24 protein-coding genes and 2 pseudogenes are annotated in these 26984 nt (G+C 71.3%); 9 read left to right on the forward strand and 17 right to left on the reverse strand.

The features are described 5' to 3' along the window. Window positions 1-81: 81 nt before the first annotated feature. Window positions 82-1122, reverse strand: a complete 1041-nt coding sequence (locus tag AWQ70_RS27900; RefSeq protein WP_245647180.1) for an FUSC family protein — start codon at window positions 1120-1122, stop codon at window positions 82-84. Between the two features lie 264 nt (window positions 1123-1386). Here AWQ70_RS27900 and AWQ70_RS27905 point away from each other — a divergent pair, with 264 nt between their 5' ends. Further along, window positions 1387-1920, forward strand: coding sequence for a GNAT family N-acetyltransferase (locus AWQ70_RS27905; protein ID WP_245647181.1), 534 nt, complete (start codon window positions 1387-1389; stop codon window positions 1918-1920). Window positions 1921-1944: 24 nt separating this feature from the next. Here the strand turns inward: AWQ70_RS27905 and AWQ70_RS27910 are convergent, their stop codons facing one another. Then, complete coding sequence (locus AWQ70_RS27910) at window positions 1945-2910, reverse strand: helix-turn-helix transcriptional regulator (RefSeq protein WP_084517898.1); 966 nt, start codon at window positions 2908-2910, stop codon at window positions 1945-1947. Between the two features lie 103 nt (window positions 2911-3013). On the opposite strand from AWQ70_RS27910, the gene AWQ70_RS27915 reads away from it, so the two are divergent. The 4 genes and pseudogenes from AWQ70_RS27915 to dnaK all read left to right on the forward strand — a co-directional run. Beyond that, window positions 3014-4141: an epoxide hydrolase family protein gene (locus tag AWQ70_RS27915; RefSeq protein WP_067182164.1), complete on the forward strand. Its 1128-nt coding sequence runs from the start codon at window positions 3014-3016 to the stop codon at window positions 4139-4141. A gap of 24 nt (window positions 4142-4165) precedes the next feature. Further along, window positions 4166-5320 (forward strand): winged helix DNA-binding domain-containing protein, encoded by a 1155-nt coding sequence (locus tag AWQ70_RS27920; protein WP_067182166.1) that lies wholly within the window; start codon window positions 4166-4168, stop codon window positions 5318-5320. 339 nt (window positions 5321-5659) lie between these two features. Next, window positions 5660-6445, forward strand: a pseudogene (locus tag AWQ70_RS41560) (serine/threonine-protein kinase); the annotation flags it as partial. A 36-nt stretch (window positions 6446-6481) separates the two neighbouring features. After that, window positions 6482-7960: pseudogene (dnaK, locus tag AWQ70_RS38080) on the forward strand (molecular chaperone DnaK); the annotation flags it as partial. A 165-nt stretch (window positions 7961-8125) separates the two neighbouring features. Here dnaK and bla read toward each other — a convergent pair. Further along, the gene (gene bla / locus AWQ70_RS27930; protein ID WP_084517891.1) at window positions 8126-9094 is read right to left on the reverse strand and encodes a class A beta-lactamase; all 969 of its coding nucleotides are present in this window, start codon (window positions 9092-9094) and stop codon (window positions 8126-8128) included. A gap of 227 nt (window positions 9095-9321) precedes the next feature. Between bla and AWQ70_RS27935 the strand changes: the two genes are divergently transcribed. Continuing rightward, on the forward strand, window positions 9322-9984 hold the full coding sequence (locus AWQ70_RS27935; RefSeq protein WP_067182169.1) for a hypothetical protein: 663 nt from the start codon (window positions 9322-9324) through the stop codon (window positions 9982-9984). 39 nt (window positions 9985-10023) lie between these two features. On the opposite strand, the gene AWQ70_RS27940 is transcribed toward AWQ70_RS27935, so the two are convergent. From AWQ70_RS27940 to AWQ70_RS27950, 3 genes are all read right to left on the reverse strand, one after another. Continuing rightward, a complete protein-coding gene (locus AWQ70_RS27940) occupies window positions 10024-10845 on the reverse strand; it encodes a sulfite exporter TauE/SafE family protein (protein WP_218004685.1) in 822 nt (273 codons plus the stop codon). 104 nt (window positions 10846-10949) lie between these two features. Then, window positions 10950-11726 carry a GntR family transcriptional regulator gene (locus AWQ70_RS27945; protein ID WP_067182277.1) on the reverse strand — a complete coding sequence of 259 codons (777 nt, stop codon included), beginning with the start codon at window positions 11724-11726 and terminating at the stop codon, window positions 10950-10952. A 299-nt stretch (window positions 11727-12025) separates the two neighbouring features. After that, window positions 12026-12880: a hypothetical protein gene (locus AWQ70_RS27950; protein ID WP_157530496.1), complete on the reverse strand. Its 855-nt coding sequence runs from the start codon at window positions 12878-12880 to the stop codon at window positions 12026-12028. Between the two features lie 122 nt (window positions 12881-13002). On the opposite strand from AWQ70_RS27950, the gene AWQ70_RS27955 reads away from it, so the two are divergent. Together AWQ70_RS27955 and AWQ70_RS27960 are read left to right on the forward strand one after the other, a co-directional pair. Continuing rightward, a complete protein-coding gene (locus tag AWQ70_RS27955; RefSeq protein ID WP_157530498.1) occupies window positions 13003-13311 on the forward strand; it encodes a hypothetical protein in 309 nt (102 codons plus the stop codon). Window positions 13312-13746: 435 nt separating this feature from the next. Next, window positions 13747-15315, forward strand: coding sequence for a glycosyl hydrolase family 18 protein (locus tag AWQ70_RS27960; RefSeq protein WP_067182177.1), 1569 nt, complete (start codon window positions 13747-13749; stop codon window positions 15313-15315). A 60-nt stretch (window positions 15316-15375) separates the two neighbouring features. On the opposite strand, the gene AWQ70_RS27965 is transcribed toward AWQ70_RS27960, so the two are convergent. From AWQ70_RS27965 to AWQ70_RS28005, 9 genes are all read right to left on the reverse strand, one after another. Next, the gene (locus AWQ70_RS27965) at window positions 15376-15777 is read right to left on the reverse strand and encodes an ASCH domain-containing protein (protein ID WP_067182179.1); all 402 of its coding nucleotides are present in this window, start codon (window positions 15775-15777) and stop codon (window positions 15376-15378) included. A 210-nt stretch (window positions 15778-15987) separates the two neighbouring features. Then, the gene (locus AWQ70_RS27970) at window positions 15988-16923 is read right to left on the reverse strand and encodes a LysR family transcriptional regulator (protein ID WP_067182182.1); all 936 of its coding nucleotides are present in this window, start codon (window positions 16921-16923) and stop codon (window positions 15988-15990) included. Between the two features lie 155 nt (window positions 16924-17078). Further along, the gene (locus AWQ70_RS27975) at window positions 17079-17588 is read right to left on the reverse strand and encodes a hypothetical protein (RefSeq protein ID WP_067182185.1); all 510 of its coding nucleotides are present in this window, start codon (window positions 17586-17588) and stop codon (window positions 17079-17081) included. 39 nt (window positions 17589-17627) lie between these two features. After that, window positions 17628-18506, reverse strand: coding sequence for a polysaccharide deacetylase family protein (locus AWQ70_RS27980; RefSeq protein ID WP_067182187.1), 879 nt, complete (start codon window positions 18504-18506; stop codon window positions 17628-17630). A gap of 35 nt (window positions 18507-18541) precedes the next feature. Next, window positions 18542-19543: an asparaginase gene (locus AWQ70_RS27985; RefSeq protein ID WP_067182280.1), complete on the reverse strand. Its 1002-nt coding sequence runs from the start codon at window positions 19541-19543 to the stop codon at window positions 18542-18544. A 5-nt stretch (window positions 19544-19548) separates the two neighbouring features. Further along, entirely contained in the window at window positions 19549-20280 is a 732-nt protein-coding gene (locus AWQ70_RS27990) for an SDR family NAD(P)-dependent oxidoreductase (protein WP_067182188.1), read from the reverse strand. 13 nt (window positions 20281-20293) lie between these two features. Further along, window positions 20294-21073 (reverse strand): SDR family NAD(P)-dependent oxidoreductase, encoded by a 780-nt coding sequence (locus tag AWQ70_RS27995; protein ID WP_067182191.1) that lies wholly within the window; start codon window positions 21071-21073, stop codon window positions 20294-20296. After that, complete coding sequence (locus tag AWQ70_RS28000; RefSeq protein ID WP_067182194.1) at window positions 21070-22446, reverse strand: MFS transporter; 1377 nt, start codon at window positions 22444-22446, stop codon at window positions 21070-21072. Before AWQ70_RS28000 ends, AWQ70_RS27995 begins: the two co-directional genes overlap by 4 nt. A 336-nt stretch (window positions 22447-22782) precedes the next feature. Next, complete coding sequence (locus AWQ70_RS28005) at window positions 22783-23886, reverse strand: LacI family DNA-binding transcriptional regulator (RefSeq protein WP_067182196.1); 1104 nt, start codon at window positions 23884-23886, stop codon at window positions 22783-22785. A gap of 170 nt (window positions 23887-24056) precedes the next feature. Between AWQ70_RS28005 and AWQ70_RS28010 the strand changes: the two genes are divergently transcribed. After that, window positions 24057-24515, forward strand: coding sequence for a GNAT family N-acetyltransferase (locus AWQ70_RS28010; RefSeq protein ID WP_174552426.1), 459 nt, complete (start codon window positions 24057-24059; stop codon window positions 24513-24515). Here the strand turns inward: AWQ70_RS28010 and AWQ70_RS28015 are convergent. Further along, a complete protein-coding gene (locus AWQ70_RS28015; protein ID WP_067182200.1) occupies window positions 24490-25737 on the reverse strand; it encodes an MFS transporter in 1248 nt (415 codons plus the stop codon). The two genes, AWQ70_RS28010 and AWQ70_RS28015, sit on opposite strands and share 26 nt — an antisense overlap. A 72-nt stretch (window positions 25738-25809) precedes the next feature. Beyond that, window positions 25810-26697: a LysR family transcriptional regulator gene (locus tag AWQ70_RS28020; RefSeq protein ID WP_067182287.1), complete on the reverse strand. Its 888-nt coding sequence runs from the start codon at window positions 26695-26697 to the stop codon at window positions 25810-25812. Between the last annotated feature and the right edge of the window lie 287 nt (window positions 26698-26984).

Genomic DNA, 26984 nt, shown 5'->3' on the forward strand with positions numbered 1-26984 from the left:
GGACTCAGGCACGGCGGCGGGCGGGTCCACCAGCAGACGATGGTCTGGAGTCTCGGGAGACGGCGCGACACGATGAGCGCCTCAGCCGCGTACGCTCTCGTCGCTCGGCTCGTCCAGCGGCGTCAGCGCGGCCGAGGCGGTGTCGTGATCCATCCCGGTCGCCTGGAGCAGGTCGACGGCGATGGAGCGGAGCTGCGCGAGGGCGACGTTCGCGGAGAAGCCCAGATTCTTGGGCCGCTCCCGTGCGGCGACGGCGAGCAACGCCTGCCTGGCCAGCATCGGCTCGCGTCCCGCGCCCAGTTCGAGCTGGAGCAGCAGCGCCGCCTCCGAGACCTCGCGCAGCGACTCGGCCAGCGCGGGCGGCGGCGGGTTGGCCTCCCCCAGCGCCGCGAGCGTGCGGCGGACCAGCACCCGTGCGTTGCGCAGCGCCAGGTCCACCGGTACGGCGGCGGTCTGGTACCTGGCCAGCCGGGCCCGGTGATGCCAGCGCAGCGGGGAGATCATGATGATCTCCTTGCTGTTCTCCAGCGCCGCCCCGAACTCCTCGACCGCCGTCTGGGTCCTGCGTCCGCACTCCAGGGCCTCGGCGGCGAGGTCCATGTCCCCCTTCTCGATCGCCTCCGCCGCCTGCTCCAGCACGGTGGAGAGGGCGTCGAGCACGCCGGACAGGTGCTTGCCCGCGATGCTGAGCGGGTGGGCGGGCAGTAGCGCGACCGCGGCGATGCCGATGACGCCTCCGGTGAGCGCGTCGGCCATCCGGTCCAGCCCGCCGACGTCCGCGCCCGGCACCACCATGGCGACCAGCACCGCGGACGACCCGACCTGCGACACGAACAGCTCGCCACTGGTCAGCAGCCCCGCGACGGCCATCGCCAGCGCGATCACGAGCGCCATCTGCCAGGGGCCCGAGCCGATCCAGGACACCAGCAGGTCGCCGATGCCCACGCCCAGGCTGACGCCGACCACCAGCTCGACCACCCTGCGCAGCCGATGCCCGTGTCCCAGACCCACGCAGGTCATCACGGAGATGGGCGCGAAGAGGGGGTGGGCGTGGCCGAGCAGATGAACGGCGACGATCCAGGCCAGCGCAGCGCCCACGGCAGACTGCGCGATGGAGGGCACGATGAGACCGAACGTACCCAGCCGGTTCCTGACATGATCACTGAGCCACGTCCGCACCCTTCCACCATGGCGAATCTTTATGACATTGGGATCACATTTGCCCTGGATTCTTCTGATTCGATCCATTGGCGAAGGTCGCCGCACGGCCTCCGTCCGCCCGGGACCGGGCCGCGGGCGGTGAAGGTGTTCCCGGCCGCGGGAACGGGCCCGTCGAGGAGCGGCACGACTACCCGGCCGCCCCGGGTTCGCGGAAGACTCCCGTACGTGGACCAGCACAGCGGGGGCGGCCGCCGTATGACCGCCGACGACATCGAGGCCGGCCGGCTCACGCTGACGCCTCTCTCGGTGGAGGACGCCGACGACATGGTGGGCGTCCTCGCCGGTGACGGCCTTTACGCCTTCATCGGAGGCGAGCCGCCGGACCTGGACTCCCTGCGGGCCCGGTACGCCAGGCTGGCCGCGGGACACTCCCCGGACGGCCGGCAGGACTGGCTCAACTGGATCCTGCGGCTCAGGCCGGACGGCCGGGCGGTGGGCACCGTCCAGGCGACCGTGACCGGCGGAGGGGCGCGGGCCGAGATCGCGTGGGTGGTCGGGACCGCCTGGCAAGGGCGCGGATACGCCTCGGAGGCCGCCGAGGCGCTGGCCGGATGGTTGCGCGGCCGGGGGGTCGGCCTCCTCCAGGCCCACATCCGTCCGGATCACGAGGCGTCCATGAAGGTGGCGGCCCGGGTCGGGCTGCGGCCCACGGACCTCGTCGAGGACGGCGAGCGCCTGTGGGTGTGGGAACGGGTCTGAAACCCATTTCCCGGCCGCGGGCTCTTACGACCGCCCCGCGCCCCGGGCGGCCCGTGCGCTGAGCTCCCCGAGGTGGTCGATGAGCTCCGGGGGTTCGTGCACCTCGAACTCATGTCCGAGCATCATCAACGACTGGGCGAGCCACGGCAGCGTGTCGGTGTGGCTGCGCACCCGGCAGGTGTGGTCGTCGAGGGGTTCGACGTCGCCCGGCCTGTCGCCCAGGCGTCCGGCGACCCGCGCCGCCGGCGCGTATACGGTGGCGACCGCTCTGTAGGTCGGGACGAGCGAGTAGATCTTGCTGGTCACGAACTCGGTCGCGTCCTCGGCCGGGAGCTCGCGCGGCGCGTACGGCTGCCCGGTGGGGCGCGGCCCCCGCACACGGTCGACCCGGAAGATGCGCCAGCCGTCGCGTTCGAGGTCGTAGGCCACCAGATACCAGCGCTTGCCGACGGGAACGAGGTGGTAGGGCTCCACCAGCCGACGGGTCTCGCCGCCGTCGGCCGCCTCGTACGTGAATCGCAGCCGCTCGTGGCCGGCGGCGGCCGCGGCGAGCGCGGTCAGATCCTCCGGGTCGACGCTCGACCGGCCCGGGTTCGGCGCCATCGGCACCGTCGCGGCGCTGAGCGCCCTGACCCGGTGGCGCAGGCGGGACGGCAACACCTGCTCCAGCTTGGCCATCGCGCGTACGGACGCCTCGCCGATGCCGTCCACCGGATGCCCGGCCGCCGTACGCAGGCCGACCGCGATCGCCACCGCCTCCTCGTCGTCCAGCAGGAGCGGCGGCATCGCGGTGCCGGCGACCAGGCGGTAGCCGCCCACGGCGCCCATGGTGGCCTCCACCGGATAACCGAGATCCCGGAGCCGATCGATGTCGCGGCGGATCGTGCGCGGGCTCACCTTCAGCCGTTCGGCCAGCTCGCTGCCGGGCCATTCACGCGGTGTCTGCAGCAGGGACAGCAGGTTCAGCAGCCGGGCCGGGGTGTCGCTCACGTCATCCATCATGCGGGACATCTAGGTCATGAACTGACCTAGATCGCTTCTAGTGTCGACGACGTCGCCGCAGATCGCGGTCGGCCCGCAATCGAGGAGCGCCATGAGCACCGAGATCCGCCCATTCCGCATCGACGTTCCCCAGCGTGACCTGGACGACCTGATCGACCGGCTGACCCGGACCCGCTGGCCCGAGCAACTGCCCGGGGAGGGCTGGAGTCGCGGCGTCCCGGTGGCCTACCTCAAGGAGATGGCCGGCTATTGGCGCGACGGCTTCGACTGGCGGGAACAGGAAGCGCGGCTCAACGCGTTCCCGCAGTTCGTCACCGAGATCGACGGGCTGGACGTGCACTTCCTGCACGTCCGGTCACCCGAGCCCGACGCGCTGCCGCTGATCCTGACGCACGGCTGGCCGAACTCGGTCGTGGAGTTCACGGACCTCATCGGCCCGCTGACCGATCCACGCGCCCACGGCGGCGACCCGTCGCAGGCGTTCCATGTGGTGGCGCCGTCGGTTCCGGGTTTCGGATTCTCCGCCGCACCGCGCACGACCGGGTTCGGCGCGGCGGACGTGGGGCGGATGTGGGCGGAGCTGATGAGCCGCCTGGGTTACGAGCGGTACGGCGCGCACGGCGGTGACCTGGGCGCGTACATCACCCCCGCGGTCGCCCAGGCCGACCCCGAGCACGTCGTCGGCGTGCACATCACCGGAGGCATCGGGTTCCCGACCGACGAGGACGTCCCGGACATGAACGCCGAGGAGCGCGCGCAGTACGAGGAGATGCGGCGGTGGGTGGGCGGTGGCGTGGACCACCACCGGCTGCTGCGTGCCGCACCGCAGACCTTCGCTTTCGCCTGGCACGACTCCCCCGCCGGGCTGCTCGCGTGGATGATGCAGAAGAACAAGGAGTTCGCGATCAACGTCGACGAACCGGACCAGGCCATCGACCGCGATCTGCTGCTCGCCAACGTGACGCTGTACTGGCTGACCGGGACCTCGGGCTCGTCGTCGTGGTTCATGTACGAGAGCACCGAGTTCCGCTGGCCCGTGGGACAGGACCGGGTGCCGACCGGCGTCTACTGCGGCCCGCCCGCCATCCGCCGTCTCGCCGATCGGAACAACACGATCATCCACTGGCCGGACAGCAACCCCGGCGGGCACTTCGTCGCCATGGACGAGCCGGAGGCCCTCGCCCGCGACCTGCGCGCCTTCTTCGACAAAGTCCGCTGACCACGAGCCGGGGAGCCACCACCGATGAACGACCTGCCGCGTTTCTCCTGGTCCGACGTGCGTGCCCGACGCCTGGACCGGCATGCGCTGACCACCCCTTCGAAGACCGCCCGGCCCGCCGACATCGTGGCCGCGATGGCGAGCACCCACGCCCAGGTCATGTCGGCCGCCGAGCTGGGCATCGCGATGCGCGCCGACGGCGCCACCCGCCTGGACGTACGGGAGGCGCTGTGGAACGAGCGCAGCCTCGTCAAGACCTATGGGCTGCGCGGGACGGTGCACCTCATACCGGCCCGGGATCTGTCGTTGTGGGTCGGCGCGTTGTCGGCTCTCCCGTCCGCGCCGTCGGCCATGCCGCCCGGCATCCGGCTCGCCCCCGACCAGGTCGAGGCGGTCGTGGCGGCCGTCGCCACAGCGCTGGACGACACCGAGCTGACGATCGACGAGCTCACCGAGGCGGTCGTCGAGCGTACGGGCTCCTGGGCGGGCGACCTGGTGATGGAGGCGTTCCAGGGCAAATGGCCGCGCTGGCGTCAGGCCATGCACCTGACCGGGATGCGCGGCGTCCTGTGCTTCGCCCCCAACAGGGGCCGCAAGGTCACCTACACCAATCCGCGGCGGTGGCTGCCGGGCTTCGAGCCCGCCGACGCGGAGACGGCTCTGTCCTGGCTGGTGACGAGCTATCTGTACGCGTATGGGCCGTCCACACCCCAGCGGTTCGCGCACTGGCTGAACGTCCCGGTGACATGGGCCAAGGAGCTGTTCGGCTCGCTGGGCGAGGCACTCCAGGAGGTCGACGTCGAAGGCGAACGCGCCTGGGTCGCCGCCGGAGATCTCGATGTACCGGCGGACCGGCCCCAGGGCGTGCGGCTCCTTCCCTACTTCGACGGCTACGCGTACCGCGTCGGCAACCAGCCGCCCGCGTCGCTCTATCCGGGCCGTGCCGCCGAACGTGTCCTGCCCGGCAACTTCCAGGCCCTCCTCGTGGACGGCGTCGTCGCGGGCCTGTGGCACCAGCGCCGCTCCGGCCGGCAGATCAGCATCACCGTCGAACCGCTCGACGCGCTCACCGCCGCCCGACGCCGCGACCTCGACGACCAGGTCGACAGGATCGGGGAGATCCTCGAAGGCACACCACGGCTCACCATCGGTCCGGTCACCGTCGGCGGCCACGCCTGATCTCGATGACGCGTTCCTGCTCCTCCGGCGACTTCGTGTGGGTGAGGCACCTGAGCTCAGGAGGGCGCGGCGACGAACCCGCACAGCAGGCGCCGGAGCCGTTCCTGCTCCTCCGACGTCGGCCGGGCGGATTTGGCGAGCCGATGTCCATGTGACAGGTGATCGAGCTTCCCTTTCACAACGATGGTGCCGGCATTACGGTGATCGGCATGCCGGTCCGCTCATGTCCCGAGGCGTCAACGCCTCGCGCGTGTGGGTCACCCTTTGCCACCGGCCCGGCGGGGGCCCGGGAAAGTCGGCCACGACGTGCGGAGGTGGGATGTGGAGGCCGGTACTGAGATGGCCGGCCGCTACCTGCTGGAGCGGTTGCTCGGCCGAGGCGGGATGGGCGAGGTGTGGCGGGCCATCGACCAGACGCTGGAGCGGCCGGTGGCGATCAAGCTGTTGCCGGCCAACCTGCTGGGCGACGACCGGCAGCGCGATGAGGCTCTGGCACGCTTCCGGCGCGAGGGCAAGGCGGCCGCGCGCCTGAACCACCCCAACATCACCGCCGTCTACGACTGGGGTGAACACCGGGAAACCCGCGACGGCATCGAAACGGTTTTCCCGTTCCTGGTGCTGGAGTTCCTGCGGGGCCGCGATCTGAGATCCGTTCTCGACGACCACCTCGATGGCCTGCCGGTCGACCGTGTCCTGGACTACGGCGCTCAGATCGCCGACGCGCTGGCCGCCGCGCACGCGGCCGGGATCGTGCATCGCGACATCAAACCGGCCAACCTCATGCTGCTGGACGACGGCACCATCAAGATCTGCGACTTCGGCATCGCTCGTCTGCATGATGCGACCGCCGGCCTGTCGGCGACCGGGATGGTGATCGGCACCGTGCTGTACATGCCGCCCGAACAGCTCGAGGGCCGACGGGTCGACCATCGTGCCGACCTGTACGCCTTCGGCGCCACCCTGTACCACCTGCTCACCGGCCGGCCCGTCTTCGCCGCCACGGACCTGCGGGTCCTGGCCTACATGCACGCCACCAGAACCCCCGCCCCGCCGAGCACACTCCGGCCCGGCATCGGTCCCGACGTCGACCGCCTCGTCTGCGCGCTGCTCGCCAAACTCCCCGATCAGCGACCCGCCTCCGCCGCCGATATCGCCCGTGATCTGCGAACGGCCCGGTCCCGAAGCCCGTCCTCGAACCGGGCAGTGGGGATCGACTTCGGGACGACCGACGCGGTCGTCGCGATCCTCCAGGGTGGCAGACCCACCGTCGTCGCCAACGCGCAGGGCTCCCGGAGCACGCCGTCCGTGGTCGCCTTCGCGAAGGACGGCGAGGTCCTGGTCGGCGAGGCCGCCGAGCGGCAGGCGGTCACCAACGTCGAGCGGACGGTCCGTTCGGTCAAGCGAGAGATGGGCACCGGCTGGACCGTCGAGATCGACGGCAGGAAGTTCACGCCGCAGCAGATCAGCGCCTTCGTCCTGCAGAAGCTCAAGCAGGACGCCGAGGCCTACCTTGGCGAGAGGGTCACCGACGTGGTGATGACCGTGCCCGCCTACTTCGATGAGGCGCGGCGGCAGGCCATCAGGGAGGCCGGCGCCATCGCGGGCCTCAACGTGCTGCGGGTCATCGCCGCACCCGTCTCCGCCGCGCTGGCCCTCGGCCTGGACAAGGAGGAGGAAGAGCGGACCATCCTCGTCTTCGACCTGGGCGGTGGCACCCTCGACGTGTCGCTGCTTTTCGTCGGCGATGGCGTGGTCGAGGTGTGCGCCACGACCGGAGACCCCCACCTGGGTGGTGACGACTGGGACCGGGGCGTCGTCGACGAACTCGTCAAGCGCTTCAGGAACGCGCACAGCGTCGACCTGTCCAAGGACAGGACGGCCCTCCACCGTCTGCGTGAGGCGGCGGAGAAGGCCAAGATCGAGCTGTCGAGCCAGACCGAGAGCACGGTCAGCCTGCCCTACATCACCGCCTCGGCCGAGGGCCCGCTGCACCTTGAGGAGAAGCTGACCTGCGCCGAGTTCCAGCGGATCACCGCCGACCTGCTCGAGCGCTGCAAGTACGTGTTCCATAGGCTCATGAAGGACGCCGGCATCAAGGACGCCGGCATCAAGGTCTCCGACATCTCCCACGTGGTGCTCGTCGGCGGCTCGACTCGTATGCCGGCTGTGACCGACCTGGTCAAGGAGCTGACCGGCGGCAAGGAGCCGTACAGGGGCGTCAACCCTGACGAGGTCGTGGCGCTCGGCGCCGCGCTCCAGGCCGGTGTGCTCAAGGGTGAGACCATGGACGTCCTGCTGATGGATGTGACCCCACTGTCGCTGGGCATCGAGACCAAGGACGGCATCTTCACCAAGATCATCGAGCGGAACACCACGATCCCCACGAAGCGGTCGGAGTTCTTCACCACCGCCGAGGACGACCAGCCGTCGGTGCAGATCCAGATCTTCCAGGGTGAGCGCGAGATCGCGACGTACAACAAGAAACTGGCCACCTTGGAGCTGACCGGCATCCCGCCCGTGCCGCGCGGCGTGCCGCAGATAGAGGTCACCTTCGACATCGACCCGAACGGCATCGTCACCGTCAGTGCCAAGGACCTCGGTACCGGCAAGAAGCAGTCGATGACGTTGTCGTCCGGTTCCCTCTCCCGCCGTACAGTCGGAACCTTGCTCCCCGTATTGTCCGCCCAGTAGATCCGGGCCTGCCGGTGACCTGAACCCCCGAGCGGATCCACCCGCCCGCTCCGTCCGGTGCATGCGCACCGGTCCGGAACAGGCGACACGCACGGCCCGGTGCCGGGCGTGAGCTCAGAGCTTGCCGACGCCGCGGGCCAGGATGGCGGCGGTCTTGGCGATGGTCCTGTTGTCGGTGGCGAGGCCCGGGGTGCGGTTGGTGTAGATCGCCATGATGACGGGAGCGGCGCCCTTCGCGGGCCAGATGACGGCGATGTCGTTCCCGCCGCCGAATCCGTCGGAGTTGGTGCCGGTCCTGTCGCCGATCGTCCAGGTCGTGGGCAACCCGGCGCGGATGCGCTCACCGCCGACCTTGTTCGCCAGCAGCCAGGTGATGAGCTGCTGCCGGTCCTTGGCGTGCAGCGCCGTCCCGGTCGTGAGCGCGCGCAGGTCGCGGCCGATGGCCGCGGGCGTGGTGGTGTCGCGCTTCTCGCCGGGAGCCCAGTTATTGAGCCCCGGATGCCACCGGTCCATGCGGGAGGTCCGGTCGTTCAGCGTACGGAAGTACCTCGTCAGGCCGGCCGGCCCGCCGATCTGCTTGAGCAGCAGATTGGACGCGGTGCCGTCGCTCTGGGTCATGGCCGCCTCGCACAACTGGGCGACGGTCAGGCCGTCCTTGATGTGCTTCTCGGTGACCGGCGAGTTGGGCTTCATGTCGGCCGCCGTCCACTTGACGACCGTGTCCATCAGTCCGGGCTTGGCGGTGCGCGCCTTGTGCAGCACGGCCGCGCACAGAGGCGCCTTGAACGTGGACAGGAGCGGGAAGCGCTCGCCCGCCCGGTACGTCACCGTCTTCCCGGTGGACGTGTCGAGCGCGTACGCGCCGATGCGCCCCTTGAAGGACGCCTCCAGCTTGCGCAGGTCCTTCCTGACCTTGGCCTCTCCCGCGACCGCCGCCGGCGCCACCGGCACCGGCACCGGCACCGGCATCGTCGTCGCGGCCGGGGCCGTGCCCGTTCCGAGAGCGCCGCCGGACAGGAGGGAGATCGACAAGGCTGCCGCGGGCAACACGGCCGCGAGCCGGCGGGCGGCGAAGTGTCGCATGTCGAATCCTCGCTTCTCGTCTGTCAGAAAGGAGGAGCAAACCAGATGTGATCAGGAGATGTCTAACAGCGATATTCGGAGGCGATCGATATCGGTTTCAGTACGAATACTGGTCAGACGGGCACGCCATACCGGCACCGGCGCGGACGACATACAACTGGAACGGTGGAGGCTCGCCGACACACCGGCCCGCATCAGACGCGCGTACCGATTCGGATGGATGAAGGATGCGATACGACCGACATGGGGAGAAATCGGTTGCCGCATTGCGGGACCGGCTCCAGCATGTGTACTGGATCGGCGGCGGGAGCGGCGCGGGCAAGTCGACGATCGCCCGTCGCATAGCGTCCAGGCACGGTCTGCGTCTCTACGCGACCGACGATGTGATGTCGGATCACGCCGGCCGCAGCACCCCCGAGGAATGCCCGTACCTCAGCGGCTTCGTGGCCATGGACATGGACGAGCGATGGGTGAACCGATCTCCGGAAACCATGCTCGAGACCTTCCACTGGTTTCGGGGGGAGGGCTTCGACCTGATCATCGAGGATCTCCTCCGCCTGCCGAGGCGACCGGGGGTCGTCGTCGAGGGCTTCCGGCTGCTGCCGCACCTGGTCGAGCCTCTCCTCGCGGCGCCGGGGCACGCCGTCTGGCTCCTCCCGACACCCGGCTTCCGAGAAGCGGCGTTCGCCAACCGAGGTTCGACGTGGCAGATCGCAGGGCTCACCAGCGACCCCGAGAGAGCCCTGAACAACCTGCTCGAACGCGATCGGATGTTCACGGAACGCCTCGCCGGCGATGTGAAGCGCCTCGAACTGCCCGCCGTAGAGGTCGACACCCCGATGACCGAGGACGAACTGACCACGCGAGTGACCGAGGCCTTCGGCCTCTGACCACTCCCCCGGGGAGCGGTCATCGGCGGGAGCGTCGCCTCAGCCGTGCAGGGCCAGATAAGGGGCCAGGGCGAGCAGCGCGACGATGAGCCCGTACTTCAGCCCCCGGGCCGGCAGGGCGTGCGCGATCTTCCAGCCGATGAGCACGCCGGCGAGCTCGGGGACGCCGACCAGGGCGGCCAGCGGCCAGTCGACGGCGTCGTGCGCCAGATAGCCGAGGGTGCCCACCGCGGCGACGACGACCGACTGCACCTGCGCCGACGCGAGCGATTCCAGCACGGGGACGCCGAGAACGATCAGCAGGGGCACGGTCAGCATCGGCCCTCCGATCCCGACGACACCGGCGGCGACGGCCACCGCGAGGCCGAGCCCGGCCACCAGCGGGGTCGGCGGGACCGCTCCCGCGGCCGGGCCGCGCCGCTCGCGGATCCACACCAGCGCGGCCACCAGGACCAGGAGCAGCCCGAGCGTCAGCCCGAACGCCCGCGTGGACACCATGGTGTTGACCAGCACACCGAGCGGAGTGCCGACCACCGCGGTGCCGGCCAGCAGCAGCGCCGTACGGCGGGTCGCGGGGTCGCGCAACTGCCCGGAGCGGGTGTACGCGGCCGTGGCGAGCGCGCCCGTCGCGACGTGGGTGACGATCGCGGTGCCGGCCACCTCGGCCGGGGACAGCCCCGTCAGGGCGAACAGCCCGATCGTGGGCAGGACGCCGCCGGGCCCGAGCGCGGTGATCCCGACCCCTCCGGCGAAGCCGAACAGTCCCAGCAGCACCAGCAGCGGAAGCGACAGGTCCTCCATCAGCACGCCTCCGTACGGCGGGATCGCGGCGTGTCCGGGCGGGCGAAAGTCATGGGCCACCTTCAGGCGAGAGTCGAGCCGGACGAACCGCCCGGCCCCGGGGATGTGGGGAGGTCGGCCGACCGCCGGGGTCGGCCCCGGTGGTCGGTCGGTCACGTAGAACGTCAGCCGGTCGGCGGGAACGTGGACGGATCCGAGGCCGACCGGCCGCGGTGCACGGTCGCGCACAGTGTGAACCGGTCGGCGCGGACGCGGATCGACTCGACGTCGACCGGCCGCCCGTCGGACAGGAAGGTGAGCCGTTCGATCGCGAACACCGCCGCGCCGACCGGGATCTCCAGCAGCGCCGCGGTGCCGGGATCGGCGGTGACCGCGTGCACCGCCACCTCCGCACGGCCGAGCAGGAGACCCGTCGTCTCCTCGATCAGTGCGAAGACGTCCCGTCCGGCGAGGTCGCCGCCCAGGACGCCCCGCCCCACATCGGCCGTGAGGTACGACGTGTCCAGTGACAGCGGCAGCCCGTCCAGCCTGCGCAGCCGTTCGATGTGGACCGCCGCGGCCCCGGCCGGCAGGTTCAACCGCTCGGCGATCGCCGCGGGCGGGCCGGCGACGACCTCGGCGACGCGGACCTCGTTGGTGACCGTTCCGTAGCCGGTCAGGGCCTCGGCCAGTCCCGCCAGCCGGTCCAGCCCGTGGCCGTACTTCGGCGTCACGACGGTGGTGCCCACCCCGCGCCGCCGGGTGATCAGGCCCTCGCCCCGGAGCAGGCCGAGCGCCTCCCGGACCGCGTTGCGCGAGGCGCCGAGCCGATCTCCAAGGGTGCGCTCGTCGGGCAGCACCCCGTCGCCGAACGCGCCGGCCGTGATCTGCTGCCGCAGCAGGTCGGCCACCCGCCGCGCCCGCTGGGCCCTCGGCTGTGACGACACCCAGCCGTCGCTCATCGAATCCCCCGTCCGGGTGCCGACACCGCTGTCCGCCACCGGTCACGCTATCCGGGCACTGTTACGCCAGAGTTACGCCACCCAGGTTGACCTGCGCGAACGCCTGACCTCGGGGTTCCCGGAGCCGCTGCGGGGTTGCGCCGCCCTGATCCGCGCACGGAGCCGGGGACCGGTCCCCCGCCGCTCGCGGCGTCCCACCGCCGCCTGGCCGCCGCCGACCGCCCATGTGCCGGCTGGACTCTCCCAGACGACTCCGGGTATCCGTTCCGCCCCGGACAGGGACACGAGGTCGGCGCGGGCTACGAGCCCACCGGTTCGAGGAAACCTTCGAGGACCACCACGCCCTCCCCGTACTTCTCGTCGACCTCGCGCTGGAGTTCCGGCGTGACCACCCAGACGCCGATCGAGACCTGGCCCGTGCGCCCGTCCGCCGAGGCCGACTGCACCCCCTTCATCTCCTTCAACACCCGCTCCTGGATCTCGCTCAGCTCGGCCTCGCTGCGCTGAGCGCTGTTCAGGCACAGCGCACCGCCCCAGATCTCACGGATCTCGGGCTCGCGCGCCGACGCGTCGCCGGTGAACCACAGGTTCAGCACGAGCCGCTTGGGGTCGTTGGCGTAGCGCTCCACGGATCGCACGTCATCGGGCCGGTACTCCTCGATCTCTTCCAGGTAGCTCTGGTCCAGCACGGCCTGCGCGTACCCGGGAAGCGTCCGGGCCTTCTCGATCGCGGCCTCCATCGCCCGGGAGGTGGCCTTCGCGGGGTCGACCGGCCGCCAGCCGCCCGCGGGCTCCGGGCAGGGAGTGGTGGGGCCGGACCGGTCCGGCGGGGCGTCGGGACGCTCGGCGGGGCGCGGCGGCTCGGTGAGCGTCAGCCTCGTGCCGTCCCAGGTGCCGACCACGTGGTACTCGCCCCAGCGCACGCCATTGCGAGCGGAGTGCTCGACCGCGTTCCAGTCCCACCCGACGACGTCGGGCCCACCGCACTGCGGCGGCATGGATTGCGCGACGAAAGAGCAGAGCTGGGGACCGTGCCGCGCGTCGGACAGCACGGTCGCGTCGGCCTGGTACCTCTCCGGGTGAGCGGTCACGGCCGGGGCCGTCCCACAGGCGGCGAGCGTCACGAGCGCGGCCACAGACCAGATGCCTCTCATGCACCTGAGACGGACCTGAGCGATCAAGGGTTCACAGCACCCTCGATCGGTCCGTACGTGACAGGTCCGTCACGCCCCATAAGGTGTCACAAAAGTGATCGCACACCCCTAATGTGACCGGCGTGCGGAAACCGATCATCGCCGCCCTCACCGCGGCAACGCTGCTGCTCACCCCCGGAGCCGCCGCCTTCGCGGCTACCGACGCCCACTCCCACACGGCCTCGGCCGGCTGGTGCGCGAAGAGGCAGCCCTCGGGCAAGTACTACTACCGGCACCAGAAGCACTGGGACTGCGTCTCGCCCGGCGCCTTCTGCGCCCAAGCCCAGCACAACACGTACGGATACTCCATGCGGGCCGCCGCCCACACCAAGCGGTACAAGTGCGTCCGGTACCCCAGCGGCACCTGGCACTGGAAGCCGGTCCCCGCCTGACCCTCGCCGACACAACCGAACACGTCCCAGCCGGCACCGCCGGGAGTCGCCGATCGCGGCCTCCCGGCGGTGCCGCTTTTATCTCGCCCGCCGTCATCACGGAGCCTCCGTCGGGGAGGTCCGGAGCGCCGCGGACCTGCACTGTCCTGCGGACCCCCGGAAGGCCGCGCCCCGGCGGCGCGCGGCGCGTCGTGCCTCCGACCCGGCCCGATGCCGTACACCCCGAGCATTGTCGCTGGTAAGAGAGTTATCAGTTAAGAAACTTGACAGATGAGCCGGTTGGTCCCGACGATGTAACCACTCGGATCCGTGTACCCATCCAGCGCCTGCCGGCGAGGAAGCCCTCCGGCGACGTCGCCGGTGCGCCATCACCCGTGCCCTCACCCCCCTCGATCGGCGCGAAGGCTCCGATCGCTCCTGGTTCGGGAGACCTTCATGCGAAATCGAACACCACGCCTGCTGACGCTGGCGGTGGCAGTGCTGCTGGCGGCCCTGGGTGCCCTCGTCACCCAGACCTCGGCCAGCGCGGCCAACCTGCTCGCGAATCCGGACTTCGAGACCGGAACCCTCTCGCCGTGGACCTGCACCGGCGGACTGGGGTCGGTGGTCGGCTCCCCGGTCCACTCCGGCACCAAGGCGCTCGCCGGCGCGGCGAGCGGCTCCGACACCGCCCAGTGCAGCCAGACCGTGTCCGTACGGCCCAGCACCGCGTACACGCTGTCCGCCTGGGTCCGGGGCAGCTACGTGTACCTGGGCGTGAACGGCGGCGGGTCCACCTGGACCTCCTCGCCGACGGCGTACACGCAGCTCACCGTCCCCTTCACCACCGCGGCCGGCCAGACCACCGCGGTGATCTACCTGCACGGCTGGTACGGCCAGGGCACCTACTACGCCGACGACCTGAACTTCGACGGCCCCGGCGGCCCCTCCCCCTCCCCGTCGGCCTCCGCCTCGCCGTCTCCCTCGGCCTCGCCGTCGCCGTCCCCGTCCGCGTCGCCGTCGCCGTCGGCCTCCCCCTCGCCCTCCCCCTCGGCCTCGCCGTCGGACGTGACGTGCGCGGTGAAGTCGAGGCCGACCGGCAAGGTCCTGCAGGGATACTGGGAGAACTGGGACGGCGCCTCGAACGGCGTGCACCCGCCGCTCGGCTGGATCCCGATCACCGACTCCCGCATCCAGGCCCACGGCTACAACGTGATCAACGCGGCGTTCCCGGTCATCCGCTCCGACGGCACCGCCCTGTGGGAGGACGGCATGGACTCCACGGTCAAGGTGGCCACCCCGGCGGAGATGTGCGCGGCCAAGGCCGCCGGCGCGACGATCCTCATGTCGATCGGCGGAGCGACCGCGGGCATCGATCTCAGCTCCAGCACGGTCGCCGACCGCTTCGTCGCGACCATCGTGCCGATCCTCAAGCGGTACAACTTCGACGGCATCGACATCGACATCGAGACCGGGCTGAGCGGCAGCGGCAACATCAACCAGCTCTCCGCGTCGCAGGCCAACCTCATCCGGATCATCGACGGCGTGCTCGCCCAGATGCCGTCGAACTTCGGCCTGACCATGGCCCCCGAGACGGCGTACGTCACCGGCGGCAGCGTGACCTACGGCTCGATCTGGGGCGCGTACCTGCCGATCATCAAGAAGTACGCCGACAACGGCCGCCTGTGGTGGCTGAACATGCAGTACTACAACGGCAGCATGTACGGCTGCTCCGGTGACTCCTACTCCGCGGGGACGGTGCAGGGCTTCACCGCCCAGACCACCTGCCTGGACAAGGGCCTGGTCATCCAGGGCACCACGATCAGGGTTCCGTACGACAAGCAGGTCCCGGGGCTGCCCGCCCAGCCCGGAGCCGGCGGCGGCCACATGGCGCCCTCGCTGGTGAGCCAGAGCTGGAACAGCTTCGGCGGCAACCTCAAGGGCCTGATGACCTGGTCCATCAACTGGGACGGGTCGAAGGGCTGGACCTTCGGCGACAACGTCAGGTCGCTGCAGGGCCGCTGATCGTACGCACGGGCCGCTCCTGCCTGACCGGGAGCGGCCCGCCGCGTGCCGGGACGCCCGTCAGCGGGTCTCGACGACGCGGAAGGCCAGGCAGACGACGAGGGTGCGATCGTCGACCGGGGTGCCGACGCGGCTCCAGAAGCGGCGGTGGACGTCGCGCCACTCCTCAAGGGAGGCATCGCCTTCGCCCTCGGCCTCGGCGTGCTCCCACGGCACGTCGACGAAGGGCGTCACCGCCACGCCGGTGACCTCGATGACGGCGACGGACCGGCCCTCGTCGTCCAGCAGCGCCAGCCGTTCGCCGGGGTACTCCAGCCCCTCGGCCTCCCTGGTGTAGTCCTCGACCAGCAGGCTGGTCGTGGCGGTCTTCTTCCCGGCCAGGACGAGAGCGTTCAGCTCCCCCCGCACCGCGCCCGGTGTGCCCAGCTCAAGGGAGCGCATCCCGTCGACTCGCGGCCACATCGTCTCTTCGCCTCACTCCGGGAAATCGGCGGATCACAGGTACTCCGCCGGATCATAGGGGCGGCCCGCCCGTACCGGCGTCCGAGTTTTCCGCCCGCCGCCGGTTTTCCGCCCGCCCCTGCCCGCCCCGCCGCTGCGTACGGAGTGCGCGGCCGCCTGATCCCGGGTGGCCGCGCGCTCTTCCGGTCCGGCCCGCCGAGGCGGCGGCGTTCAGCGCGGGATCACCCAGTCCGGCGTCCAGGTCCCAGCGGCGCCGTGGCCGGCCGCCGTGGCGGCGAGGTGGGCGCGGAGGGTGGCCAGCGCGGGGTGGGGATTGTCGCGGTGCCACAGGAGCGAGTGCGGGTAGACGGGCACGGGGTCGGTCACCGGGATGCGGCGCAGGCCGTGGTCGGCGGGCCAGACCAGGCGGGTCTTCCCGCCCATGAAGGTGGCCAGGGCCGGGGTGTCGGCGATGGTGTCGAGGAGCGCGTCGGAGCCGAAGTTGGGGCCGGTCGCCTCGATGGTGAGGCCGAACTCGGCGACGAGGTCGTCATAGTAGGCGGCCCACTCGGTTCCGGGGGCGAGGCCGGGCATCCAGATCCGGTGCCCGGTGAGCTGAGCGATGGTCACCGACCGGGCGGACGCCAGCGCGTGGGCGGGGCCGATGAGGAGCTGGAGCGGCTCGTCGAGCACCCGGACCGACTCGATGTCCTCGGGAAGGGGCCGGCCGGGCATGGCGACGGCGCGGAAGGACGCGTCGATCGCACCGGACCGAATGGCGGCGACGGCCTTCTCGATGTCGAACAGCATCACCACGTCGAGGTCGATCTCGGGGTACGCGCGGTGGAAGGCGCGCATCAGGCCCGACGCCGCGCTGCGCGAGGCGATCATGTCGACGCGCAGCGGACGGCGGCCGGTGCGCACGGACGCGACCGCGCGCTCGGCGACGCGCAGCAGCTCCCGGGCGTGGGGCAGGAACGCCTGCCCGTCGATGGTGAGCTCGGCGCCGCGCGGCGTGCGGGTGAACAGCCGCACGCCGACGTCGCGCTCCAGCGCGGCGATGCGCTTGGAGACGGCCTGCTGGGTGACCGCCAGCTCGGCGGCGGCCTCCTGGAACTGCCCCGCGTCGGCGGCGGCGACGAAGGTCCGGAGGATGTCGAGGTCCATGCGGACACCCTATGGAGACAACCGTTGGTTGTGGCCGGGTGGCCCTGCGGTTGTTCGATCCCTGGGTACGGCGCTCTCTTTGATGCTTCCGATCGCGGATCGGTTGTGCGGGCGAGTGGCGAGGGGCCTGCGGGATCGCGCGATCATCACCCTGGTCACGCCGCGGCGGCGCCCAGGATCCTCCCGTCCGCCGCGAGCAGCCGGAACGGCGCCACCCGCTCGGGCGCGTCCAGGGCGACCGCGCGCCGGTCGAACGCGCGGACCCCGAGCCCGAACGCGGCGAGCCGCAGATGCAGGCCGCCGTCCGGCGGCACGCTCATCACCGTGACGGCCGCCGGCGGGTGCGGCACGACGGGCGGGCGATAGCCGGGAAAGGCGTCGTCCTCGGGGCCGGTCCCGCGCTCGTGGTCGCGCAGCGACGCTTCGAGCTCGTCCCATCCCGCCGCCGCCAGCCGGTGCGCCACGCCGTCCAGCAGCCGGTCGAGGGTCGGCGCGACGAGGGCGCCGCCGGTGCTGCCGGAGGCCAGCCAGCCCTGCGGGACGGGCCGGACGGTCACCCCCGCGCACACCGCTCCGACGAACCGGGCGACGGCCGACCGCCGCCGGAGGCCGGAGACGAGCGGCCCGGCCCAGTCGGCGGGCGGCCCTCCGCAGGCACCGCACATCCGGCACCCTCCTTCCTCGTCGCGCCCCTCGCCGTACGGCTACGCCCGGGGGCGGCGGGCCCTGAAGTCGTCCGCGATGCCGTCGAACGTGGACCACCGGACGCCCTCGTGCTTGTTGATGTGCTCGATGAGGCGCTCCAGCATGAGGAGGACCTGCGGGCGGCCCGAGACGTCCGGGTGGATCGTCATGGTGAAGACGGCGTAGTCCGACTCGCGGTAGACCCAGTCGAACTGGTCGCGCCACATCTCCTCGATGTCGCGCGGGTTGACGAAGCCGTGGCTGTTCGGGCTGGTCTTGATGAACATCATCGGAGGGAGGTCGTCGAGGTACCAGCTCGCCGGGATCTCGATGAGGTCGGTCTCCCGCCCGCGCACGAGCGGCTTCATCCACTCGCGGGCGTCCTTGCCGTAGTCGATCTTCGACCAGGTGTCCCCGACCCGGACGTAGTACGGCTCGAAGTCGCGGTGCATGAGCGAGTGGTCGTACTTGATGCCGCGTTCGAGCAGCAGCTCGTTGGTGACCGGCGAGAACTCCCACCACGGCGCGACGTACCCGGTGGGGCGCCGGCCGGTGCGCGTCTCGATGAGGTCGATGCAGTAGTCGAGGATGGTGGACTCCTGCTCGCGGCTCATCGCGATCGGGTTCTCGTGGCTGTACCCATGCACGCCGATCTCGTGCCCGGCGGCCACGACCTCGTCGAACTGCTCGGGGAACGTCTCGATCGAGTGACCGGGCCAGAACCAGGTCGACGGCAGGTCGTACTTCTTCATCAGCGCGTTGAGCCGCGGGACGCCCACCTCGCCGGCGAACATGCCGCGCGAGATGTCGTCCGGCGAGTCCTCACCGCCGTACGAGCCGAGCCAGCCGCCGACGGCGTCGACGTCGATCCCGAACGCCACGAAGATTTCCTTGGCCACAGCGCATCCTCTCTTCCGGTTTGGTACGGATCTGGTCAGACATGGGGTGCGAGGGTCGCCCGATCGACGGGAACCCCCTCGGAGAGCAGCAGCGCCAGCAGCAGCCTCGCCTGGTAGAGAGGCAGCCCGCCCATGCTCAGCGCCCCGGCGCGTACGAGGTCCACCCCGCCGCCGTTGCCGTACGTGGGCACGACCGGCCCCTCGGCGACCCGCGTGGACAGTCCCACGACCGTTCCCGCGGCCACCGCCTCGGAAACCCACTCCAGCAGGGCGTGGTTGGCGTTGCCGACGCCGGTGCCGGCGAGCACGACCGCCCGCGCTCCGGCTTGTACGGCGGCCCGGGCGAGCGCGGCGTCGGCGCCGGGGTGGAGCGCCACGACGTCCACGCGGGTGTCGTCGAAGCGCGGACCGGGCCGCTCCAGCGGCGCCGGGCGCACCGGCCGCGCGGTGATCCGGACCCCCGCCGGGCCGACCCGCCCGATGGGGCCGCCGTCCAGGGTCCTGAACGGCTCGGCGGCGACGGTGTGGTGCTTGCGGGTGCCCCGCGCGGCGAAGATCCGCCCGGCGAAGGAGATGAGCGCGCCGCATCCGCGCGCTTCGGGGGACGCGGCCACGGCGACGGCCTCCCGCAGGTTGCGGGGCCCGTCGCTGTCGGGCTGGTCGGCCGCCCGCTGCGCTCCGGTGAGGACGACGGGCTTGTCGCTGTCGTGGACGAGGTCCAGGAGGAACGCCGTCTCCTCCATGGTGTCGGTGCCGTGGCTCACCACGACGCCGGTCACCTCGTCCCTGGCGACCTCCTCGGCGACGGCGTCCGCGATGAGGCGGAGTTCGTGGTGGCCGAGGAGGTAGGAGCCGAGGTTGAGCAGGTCGCGCCCCTCGACCTCGACGTCCCCGTACCCGGCGGAGCCGAGAAGCTGCGCGGCGGTCCTGCGCGCCACCGCCGCGCCGCCGGGCTCGCTGCTTGAGGCGATCGTCCCGCCGGTCGCGATGACGACCACGCGTGCCCTCGGAGGGGCGTCTGTCTTGCTGCCGGCCATGTCGTTCACGGCATGACGTCGCCGCAGTTGGGGCCGAGCGTCTGCCCGACGTAGATGTCGCCGTCGGGCGAGCAGGCCAGCAGCAGCGCGGTCGGCGCGACCTCCTCGGGACGCCCGAACCTGCCCAGCGGCAGCTCGGCGGCCTTGCTCCGCTTCCACTCCTCCGAAAGCCCGTCGATGAGCGGCGTCACGATCGGGCCGGGGGCGATCGCGTTGACGAGGACGCCCTTCGGCGCGAGTTCGAGGGCGAGGGCCTTCGTCAGGCCGATCACGCCCGCCTTGGCGGCGACGTAGTGGGCGAGCCCCGTGCCGCCCTTGATCCCGAGCTGGGAGGCGATGTTGACGATGCGCCCCCGCCCCGCCTCCACCATGTACGGCGCGGCGAAGCGGGCCGCGAGGAAGACCCCGCGCAGGTCCACCGCGACGGTCCGGTCGAAGCGCTCCGGCGTCATCTCCAGGAAGGGGACCTCGTCCAGGATGCCGGCGGCGCTGACCAGGACGTCGATGCGGCCGTGCCGTTCCACGACCTCGGCGGTCGCGCGCTCGACCGCGGCGGCGTCGGTGATGTCGACGACGTGGCCGGTGACCCGGCCGAGGCTCAGCAGCTCCTCGGGGACGGGCCTGACGTCGAACAGGGCGAGTGAGGCGCCTTCGGCGGCGAACAACCGGGCCGTCGCGGCCCCGATCCCGCTCGACGCGCCGGTGATGACGGCGACCTGGCCGGTGAGCTTTCCCATGTCCCGTCCTCTCTCAGCTCGGCCAGCGGACGGTGAGCCCGCCGTCCACGATGACGCTCTGCCCGGTCACGTACGCGGCGTCGTCGGAGGTGAGGAACCGGATGACCCGGGCCGCCTCGTCGACCGTGCCGACCCGTCCGGCCGGGATGATCTTCCCGGCCTCCCGCAGGCCCTGCGGCCCGAGCGAGTTCACCTCGTCCAGCGACTGGGGGCTCTCGATCAGTCCGGGGATCACCGCGTTGACGCGGATGCCGCGCGGCGCCAGCTCGACGGCCAGGGAGCGGCAGAGCCCGAGCACGCCGGCCTTCGCCGCCGCGTAGTGGCTGTGCTCCTCCCAGCCGTACACGCCGCCGGCGATGGAGGAGGTGGCCACCATCGCGCCGCCGTGCTCCATGCGGGCCGCGCAGGAGCGGAAGATCCGCAGGACGCCGCCGAGGTCGACCGACAACATGTCGTCCCACGCGCGGTCGGTCATCTCCTCCAGCGGCTGGCGGCGCAGGACGCCCGCCGCGGCCACGGCGATGTCGAGCCGGCCGAAGGCGTCCACGGCCGCCTGCGCGAAGCGTTCGGTCTGCTCGAACGACCGGACGTCGAGCTCCACCGCCGCGCAGCGCCCGCCGGCCGCCTCGACGGCGGCGACGGTCTCGCCCGCGTCGTGCGGGTCTCCGGGGTAGTAGCCGACGACCGAGTGCGCCCCGGCCCGGGCGTACGCGACGGCCAGGGCGCGGCCGATGCCGCTGGCCCCTCCCGAGATGACGGCGACCTTGCCGTCGAGCCCGTCGTCCCTGGTCATGCGAGAACCTCCTTCTTCTCAGCCGCGTGGTCGCCGAACCGGTTGGTGGTGTTCGCACCGAGCATCAGGAGACCCGAGATCAGCATGAACGCGGAGCCGGCGGTGATCGCGGCGACGGTCATGGACAGGCCCGCCGCGAGCAGCACGCTGAGCAGCGCCGATCCGGCGATGCCGCCCAGCGGAGCCATGACGTGCGCCACGTTGGCTCCCGTTCCCCGCACGTGCGCCGGGAACGACTCACCCATGTAGAACAACATCGCGGCGTAGGGGCCGTTGAGGAAGAAAAGCGTCAGCGCGTAGAGCGCGATGGTCAGCCCCTGCCCGGTGGGCAGGACGAGCATGAGGAAGCTGACGGAGCCGCCGATGAACCATCCGAGGGTGATGGTCAGCTTGCGCCCGATCCGGTCGCCGATCCAGCCGTGGAAGAGGTATCCGGCGAATCCGGCGATGTTGGACAGGACCAGGACGATGAGCGCGCTCTCGAACGAGACGCCCTTCGCCTCGACCAGGACCGTGGTGCCGAGGACGGAGAAGACCTGGATGCCCATCCAGTTGGTCAGCCAGGCGAGCGACAGGCTGATGGTGTGCCGCCGCAGCCCCGGGGCCAGGACGTCCTTCAGGCCGCCCCTCGTGCCGCCGTCCACGAGTTCGGTGACGTCGTGCTCCTCGGCGAGCACACGCGCCCCGGCGTGGTCGCCCTGCTCCTGGCGGCGCTTGACCTCCTTCATCGCGAGGAACGTCGGGGACTCGGGCAGCTTGAGCGCGAGCAGGATGATCGGGATGGAGAAGACGAGGGCGAAGAGGAACGACCACCGCCATCCGGCGAGCGGCAGGAGCACCGCCGTGATGCCGGCCGAGAGCAGGGCGCCCACCGGCCACCCCGCCTGCACCAGGCTGAAGACGAAGCCCCGGTTCTTCACCTTCTTGAACATCTCGTTGAGGTAGACGGCGTTGACCACCTCTTCGGAGAGCGAGAGGCCGGTGAACGCCCGGATGACGACCACGCTCATGGCCCCGGCCGCGAGTCCGGTGAGCCCCGAGGCGAGCGCACCGCCGGTCATCAGCAGGACCAGCGCCTTCTTGCGGCCCATCTTGTCCAGGACCGGCCCGACGACGAGGGAGACGATGAAGACGCCGACGGTGGCGAAGGTGTTGACCATCGTCGACTGGCTCGTCGACCAGCCGAAATGCTCACCGATCACCGGCAGGAGGGTGCCGAAGAGCGTGTAGTCGTACACGGAGGCGACCCAGGCCAGGAAGGCGATGACGCTGACGTAGCCGACCGTCCGCTTCGTCACCGGCCGGTTCCAGGGTTCGTGCGCGGGCGCTTCGAGGGACGCGCCCGGCGCTCCCTGCGGTGGGACAGCTCCCATTGGGGGGGACTCCTCCTACTTGGTGCTCTGGAACGCACACAAAGGTTTGTGCAACGCTACACAAAGGTTTGTGTGAATGGCAGAGACGAGAGACATGACCTTTTTCGGGGTGATTTCGAGTGGGATCACGAGTGCGATGAAGACGTGGCCGCCGCCTGTCGCGCGGACGTCACGTGTGCGTTCACCGGCCCTGACGCCGACCGGCGGCGGAACTGTTCACTCCACGCGCCCGGCCGGACGGGCCGCACCTGGGAGGCAGTCGCAACCCAAGCCGCTACCCAAACCTTTGTGTAAGCTGCAGGCAGGTTAAAGTCCGGCATCCGCGCATGTCAAGGGTCAGGTTCGACCGGAACCGGGATGGACGGCGTCCACCCGGGCCGCCTCCGAAGGCGTCTCCGAGGACGCCTCGGAGGACGCCTCGGAGGACACCGTGGACTCGCGGACGACGAGCGTGGGCGGCAGGCGCAGCGGTTCGACGTCGTCGCCCTGCAGCAGGTCGAGCAGCATCCGCAGCCCCAGCCGTCCGATCTCGTGCATCGGCGAGCGCACGGTGGTCAGCGGCGTGGGCAACTCGGCCGCCAGCGCCGTGTCGTTGTAGCCGACCAGCGCGACGTCGTCGGGCATCGACAACTTCCTGTCGCGCAGCGCGCCCATCACGCCGATCGCCGCGAAGTCGTTGGTGGCGAAGATGGCGTCCGGCAGCGGGTGCGAGTCGAGGATCCGCTCCGCCGCCGCGCGCCCGCCCTGGGCGTCGAAGTGGCCGTGGACGATGCGGTGCGGCGGGACGTCCACGCCCGCCTCGCGCAGCGCGTCGACGGCCCCCTGGGTCCGGTCGAGACCGGTCGCGGCGTACGGCTCCCCCGCAAGGATCGCGACGTCCCTGCGGCCGATGGACACGAGGTGCTCGCCCACCAGCCGGCCGCCGAGATGGTCGTCGCAGGTCACCGACGGATAGTCGCGGGAACGCCTGGAGACGAGGACGAACTTCGTGCCGCGCTCGGCGACCCCCTCCAGGAACTCGCCGTCGAACTGCGCGTCCCCGAAGATCATCCCTTCGACCCGGCGCGACAGCAGCGTCTCGGTCGCCTGCGCCCGCTTCCGCGGATCGTCCAGCGAGTTGGTGACGAAGGTGGCGAAGCCGTTCTCGGTGGCCGCCTCGTCGATCCCCTCGTAGATGGTGGCGAGGACGTAGTCCTGCAGCCGGGGCACGATCACGCCGATCAGCCGCGAGCGCCGCGTGCGCAGCCCGACCGCCTGCGGGTTCGGCGTGTACCCGTGCGAGGCCGCCGCGGCCCTGATCCGCAGGATCGTCCCCATGGACGCCCAGCGGCGCGCCGACGCCTCGGAGGCCGAGTTCAGCACCCGGGAGACCGTGGAGGGGGTGACGCCCGTCTCATCCGCGATCATCTGGAGCGTGGCGTGGGGCGTCCGCCTGCCCATCAGCTCTCCCTGCACCCGCGATCCGTGTCAACCCGCGACCATACACGCCGCGGGACCATGCCCATTCTCCCGCTTCTGGGCCGGACGGGGGAACCGCGCCGGAGACGGCCGCGGCTCGTTCGGAGGCGGGCGGGCGGTTCTGTCGGTGGCGGCTGCCAGACTGCCGTCCCATGGACGACGTCATGCGGTTGCGGCCGGTCGAGGAAGCGGACCTGGAGCTGTTCTTCCAGCAGGAGCACGACCCCGAGACGGTGCGCCGGTCGAAGTTCACCCCACGCGAGCGGGACCGGTTCATGACCCACTGGGCCACGAGGGTGCTGGGCGACCCCACGATCCTGGTGCGCACGGTCACGGTGAACGGCGAGACGGCGGGCAACGTCGTGGCCTGGTGGGAACAGGACCGGCGCTTCATCGGGTACGCCTTCGACCGCCGGTTCTGGGGCCGGGGCGTCGGCACCCGGGCGCTGACCCTCTTCCTGGAGGAGGAGACGAACCGCCCGCTGTACGCCGACCCCTACCAGGGGAACACCGGCTCAGTGCGGCTGCTGGAGAAGTGCGGCTTCCGCCGGTCCGGCACCCTGATGCACGGCGAGAACGAGCACATCATGTTCGTGCTCGACGAGAGGTGACGTCCTCCCGCCCGGCTGCGCCGGCGCCCCGGCGCCGGGAGACGGTCTCCACGACCCACACGAGCAGTCCGGCGGTGGGGAAGATCGCGCCGAGCACGCACACGGCGGTCCATCCCCAGGCGGAGTAGACGACGGCGGACAGGCCGCTGCCGAGCGACCCGGCGGCGAAGTAGCTCGTCATGTAGGCGGTGTTCAGCCTGCTGCGGGCGTCGGGCCGCAGCGGATAGAACAGGCTCTGGTTGCTGATGTGGGTGCCCTGGATGCCGAGGTCGAGCAGGGCCACCCCGGCGGCCAGGGCCGCCACGTTCGCCCGGCCCATCGCGAGCAGCACGAAGCTGAGCGCGGTCGCGGCGACGAACGCGCCGGTCTGGGCGCGGGCGTGGCCCCGGTCGGCGAGGGTCCCGGCGAACCGCGCGGCCAGCGCCCCGGCCACGCCGACGAGGGTGAACAGGCCGATCCGCGCGTCGCTCCAGCCGTAGCCGGGCCCGGCGAGCAGGAAGCCGACGCTGGTCCAGAACACGCCGAACGACGCGTACGTCAACGCGCCGTAGGCCATGCGCAGGCGCAGCACCGGTTCCTCGGCGACCAGCCGTACGACCGAACGCAGCAGGGCGCGGTAGCCCAGGCCGGTGCTCGGCGCGACCACCGGCAGCCTGCGGTGCAGCAGCAGCGAGGTCGCCACCATGAGCGCGGCGGCCAGCCAGAACACCGCGCGCCAGCCGGCGACCTCGGCGACCAGGCCGGCCACCACGCGGGACAGCAGGATGCCGAGGAGCAGCCCGGTCATGACGCCGCCGATGACCCGGCCGCGTTCGTCGGCCCGGGCGAGGGACGCGGCGAACGGCACCAGCACCTGGCCGACCACGGACGTGACGCCGACGAGCAGGGCGGCCACGCCCAGGACGGGCCAGCTCGGCGCCAGGGCCATCCCGGCCAGCGACAACGTGGTCGCGCCGAGGATGACGACCAGCAGGCGGCGGCGCTCGATCAGGTCGCCGAGCGGCACCAGGAGCGCGAGGCCGACGGCGTAGCCGACCTGGCTCGCGGTGACCACCAGCCCGACGCTGGTCGTGGACGTGTGGAAGGCGTCGGCGATCGCCCCGACGAGCGGCTGGGCGTAGTAGCTGTTGGCCACCACCATGCCGGAGGCCAGGGCCATGACCAGCACGAGGCCCCGGTCCATCCGCCGTCCGGTTCCCGCTTCCGTCGTCGAGCTGCGCATCGGTCCATCATGTGGCGGACCCGATTAAGCTGTCCAACGCATCTTTCTTGTCACACCGATCGATCTGATCGCTTAATCTCGCCCGTCGACCGGCGGCATACGCGCGAGCTCGGCCAGGAAGGCGCGCGCGGCCGGGTTGACCGGCGGCCGGGTCACCAGCGCGATCGTGCGGGTGGGCGCGGGGTCGCCGAGCCGGGCCATCGGCAACCCGCTGCGCAGGGCGACCGGCTCGGGCACGATCGCCACCCCGAGCCCGTGCCCGACGAGGGCCAGGAGCTGGTCCATCTGGCTGACCCGGCAGGTGATGAGCCGGGTCAGTCCCTCCCGCGCGCACAACTCGCGCACCACGGTCTGCAGGCCCATCCCCGCCTGGAAGTCGACGAACGGCTCGGCGTGCAGGTCGGCGAGCGCGACCCGGCCGACCGTCGCGAGCCGGTGCCCGGGGGCGGCGATCAGCACGAGCTCCTCCGTGCGCTCCTCGACGACCCGCACGTCCGGCGGCAGCGGGGTCGCGTCGCGTGCCAGGTACGCCAGGTGGAGGTCTCCGGCGCGGACCTGGTCGAGGAGCTGCGCGGTCGGCGCCTCGAGCAGCGTGATCTGCACGCCGGGATGGGCACGCTGGAACCCGGCCAGCATCGCGGGAAGATCCACCGAGGCGAGCGTCTGCACCGTGCCGACGGCGAGCCGGCCGACGGTCAGCTCCGAGACGGCGGTCACCGCCTCCCTCGCCCGCCTGGCCTGGTTGACCAACTGGCGGGCCAGGGGCAGCAGCGCCTCTCCCGCGACCGTGAGCGTGACCCGCCGCGTGCTGCGGCTGAACAGCTCGCCGCCCAGCTCGCGCTCCAGGCTGCGGATGGACGAGCTGAGCGCCGACTGCGACAACCCGACGGCCTCGGCGGCCTTCGTGAAACTCAGGTGATCGGTGACCGCGAGGAAGTGGTCCATCTGCCGCAGCTCCATGTCAGCCTCCATCGCAGCCTCGCGATCCGACGCCCCCGCCTCGGCCGTCACGCGCGGCCGGGCCTTCCACCGTACGAGGACGAGGGGCGCGGCGGGCACCCCTGCCTTACCGCCCCGTATCGCAGGGGCGGAACGCCCGCGGAGCGACGGCCGCACCATCCTCGCTGATGGCGAACTCATCTGTTAAGAAACTTGACAGATGAGACCGCGATCCCAACGATAGAGGCACGCGGATCCGTGCGCTCGTCCAGCAGCCCGCTGCTGAGGAAGCTCACCGGCGATGTCGC

Source organism: Microtetraspora niveoalba, assembly GCF_001570405.1.
GTDB classification, from domain to species: domain Bacteria; phylum Actinomycetota; class Actinomycetes; order Streptosporangiales; family Streptosporangiaceae; genus Microtetraspora; species Microtetraspora niveoalba.

Bases quoted from the DNA above. Each gene is read 5' to 3' on its own strand.
- AWQ70_RS27915 (WP_067182164.1), top strand. From the start codon at position 3,014: ATGAGCACCGAGATCCGCCCATTCCGCATCGACGTTCCCCAGCGTGAC.
- AWQ70_RS27920 (WP_067182166.1), top strand. From the start codon at position 4,166: ATGAACGACCTGCCGCGTTTCTCCTGGTCCGACGTGCGTGCCCGACGC.
- bla (WP_084517891.1), bottom strand. From the start codon at position 9,094: ATGCGACACTTCGCCGCCCGCCGGCTCGCGGCCGTGTTGCCCGCGGCA.
- AWQ70_RS27935 (WP_067182169.1), top strand. From the start codon at position 9,322: ATGCGATACGACCGACATGGGGAGAAATCGGTTGCCGCATTGCGGGAC.
- AWQ70_RS27945 (WP_067182277.1), bottom strand. From the start codon at position 11,726: ATGAGCGACGGCTGGGTGTCGTCACAGCCGAGGGCCCAGCGGGCGCGG.
- AWQ70_RS27950 (WP_157530496.1), bottom strand. From the start codon at position 12,880: ATGAGAGGCATCTGGTCTGTGGCCGCGCTCGTGACGCTCGCCGCCTGT.
- AWQ70_RS27960 (WP_067182177.1), top strand. From the start codon at position 13,747: ATGCGAAATCGAACACCACGCCTGCTGACGCTGGCGGTGGCAGTGCTG.
- AWQ70_RS27965 (WP_067182179.1), bottom strand. From the start codon at position 15,777: ATGTGGCCGCGAGTCGACGGGATGCGCTCCCTTGAGCTGGGCACACCG.
- AWQ70_RS27970 (WP_067182182.1), bottom strand. From the start codon at position 16,923: ATGGACCTCGACATCCTCCGGACCTTCGTCGCCGCCGCCGACGCGGGG.
- AWQ70_RS27975 (WP_067182185.1), bottom strand. From the start codon at position 17,588: ATGTGCGGTGCCTGCGGAGGGCCGCCCGCCGACTGGGCCGGGCCGCTC.
- AWQ70_RS27985 (WP_067182280.1), bottom strand. From the start codon at position 19,543: ATGGCCGGCAGCAAGACAGACGCCCCTCCGAGGGCACGCGTGGTCGTC.
- AWQ70_RS27990 (WP_067182188.1), bottom strand. From the start codon at position 20,280: ATGGGAAAGCTCACCGGCCAGGTCGCCGTCATCACCGGCGCGTCGAGC.
- AWQ70_RS27995 (WP_067182191.1), bottom strand. From the start codon at position 21,073: ATGACCAGGGACGACGGGCTCGACGGCAAGGTCGCCGTCATCTCGGGA.
- AWQ70_RS28000 (WP_067182194.1), bottom strand. From the start codon at position 22,446: ATGGGAGCTGTCCCACCGCAGGGAGCGCCGGGCGCGTCCCTCGAAGCG.
- AWQ70_RS28005 (WP_067182196.1), bottom strand. From the start codon at position 23,886: ATGGGCAGGCGGACGCCCCACGCCACGCTCCAGATGATCGCGGATGAG.
- AWQ70_RS28010 (WP_174552426.1), top strand. From the start codon at position 24,057: ATGGACGACGTCATGCGGTTGCGGCCGGTCGAGGAAGCGGACCTGGAG.
- AWQ70_RS28015 (WP_067182200.1), bottom strand. From the start codon at position 25,737: ATGCGCAGCTCGACGACGGAAGCGGGAACCGGACGGCGGATGGACCGG.
- AWQ70_RS28020 (WP_067182287.1), bottom strand. From the start codon at position 26,697: ATGGAGCTGCGGCAGATGGACCACTTCCTCGCGGTCACCGATCACCTG.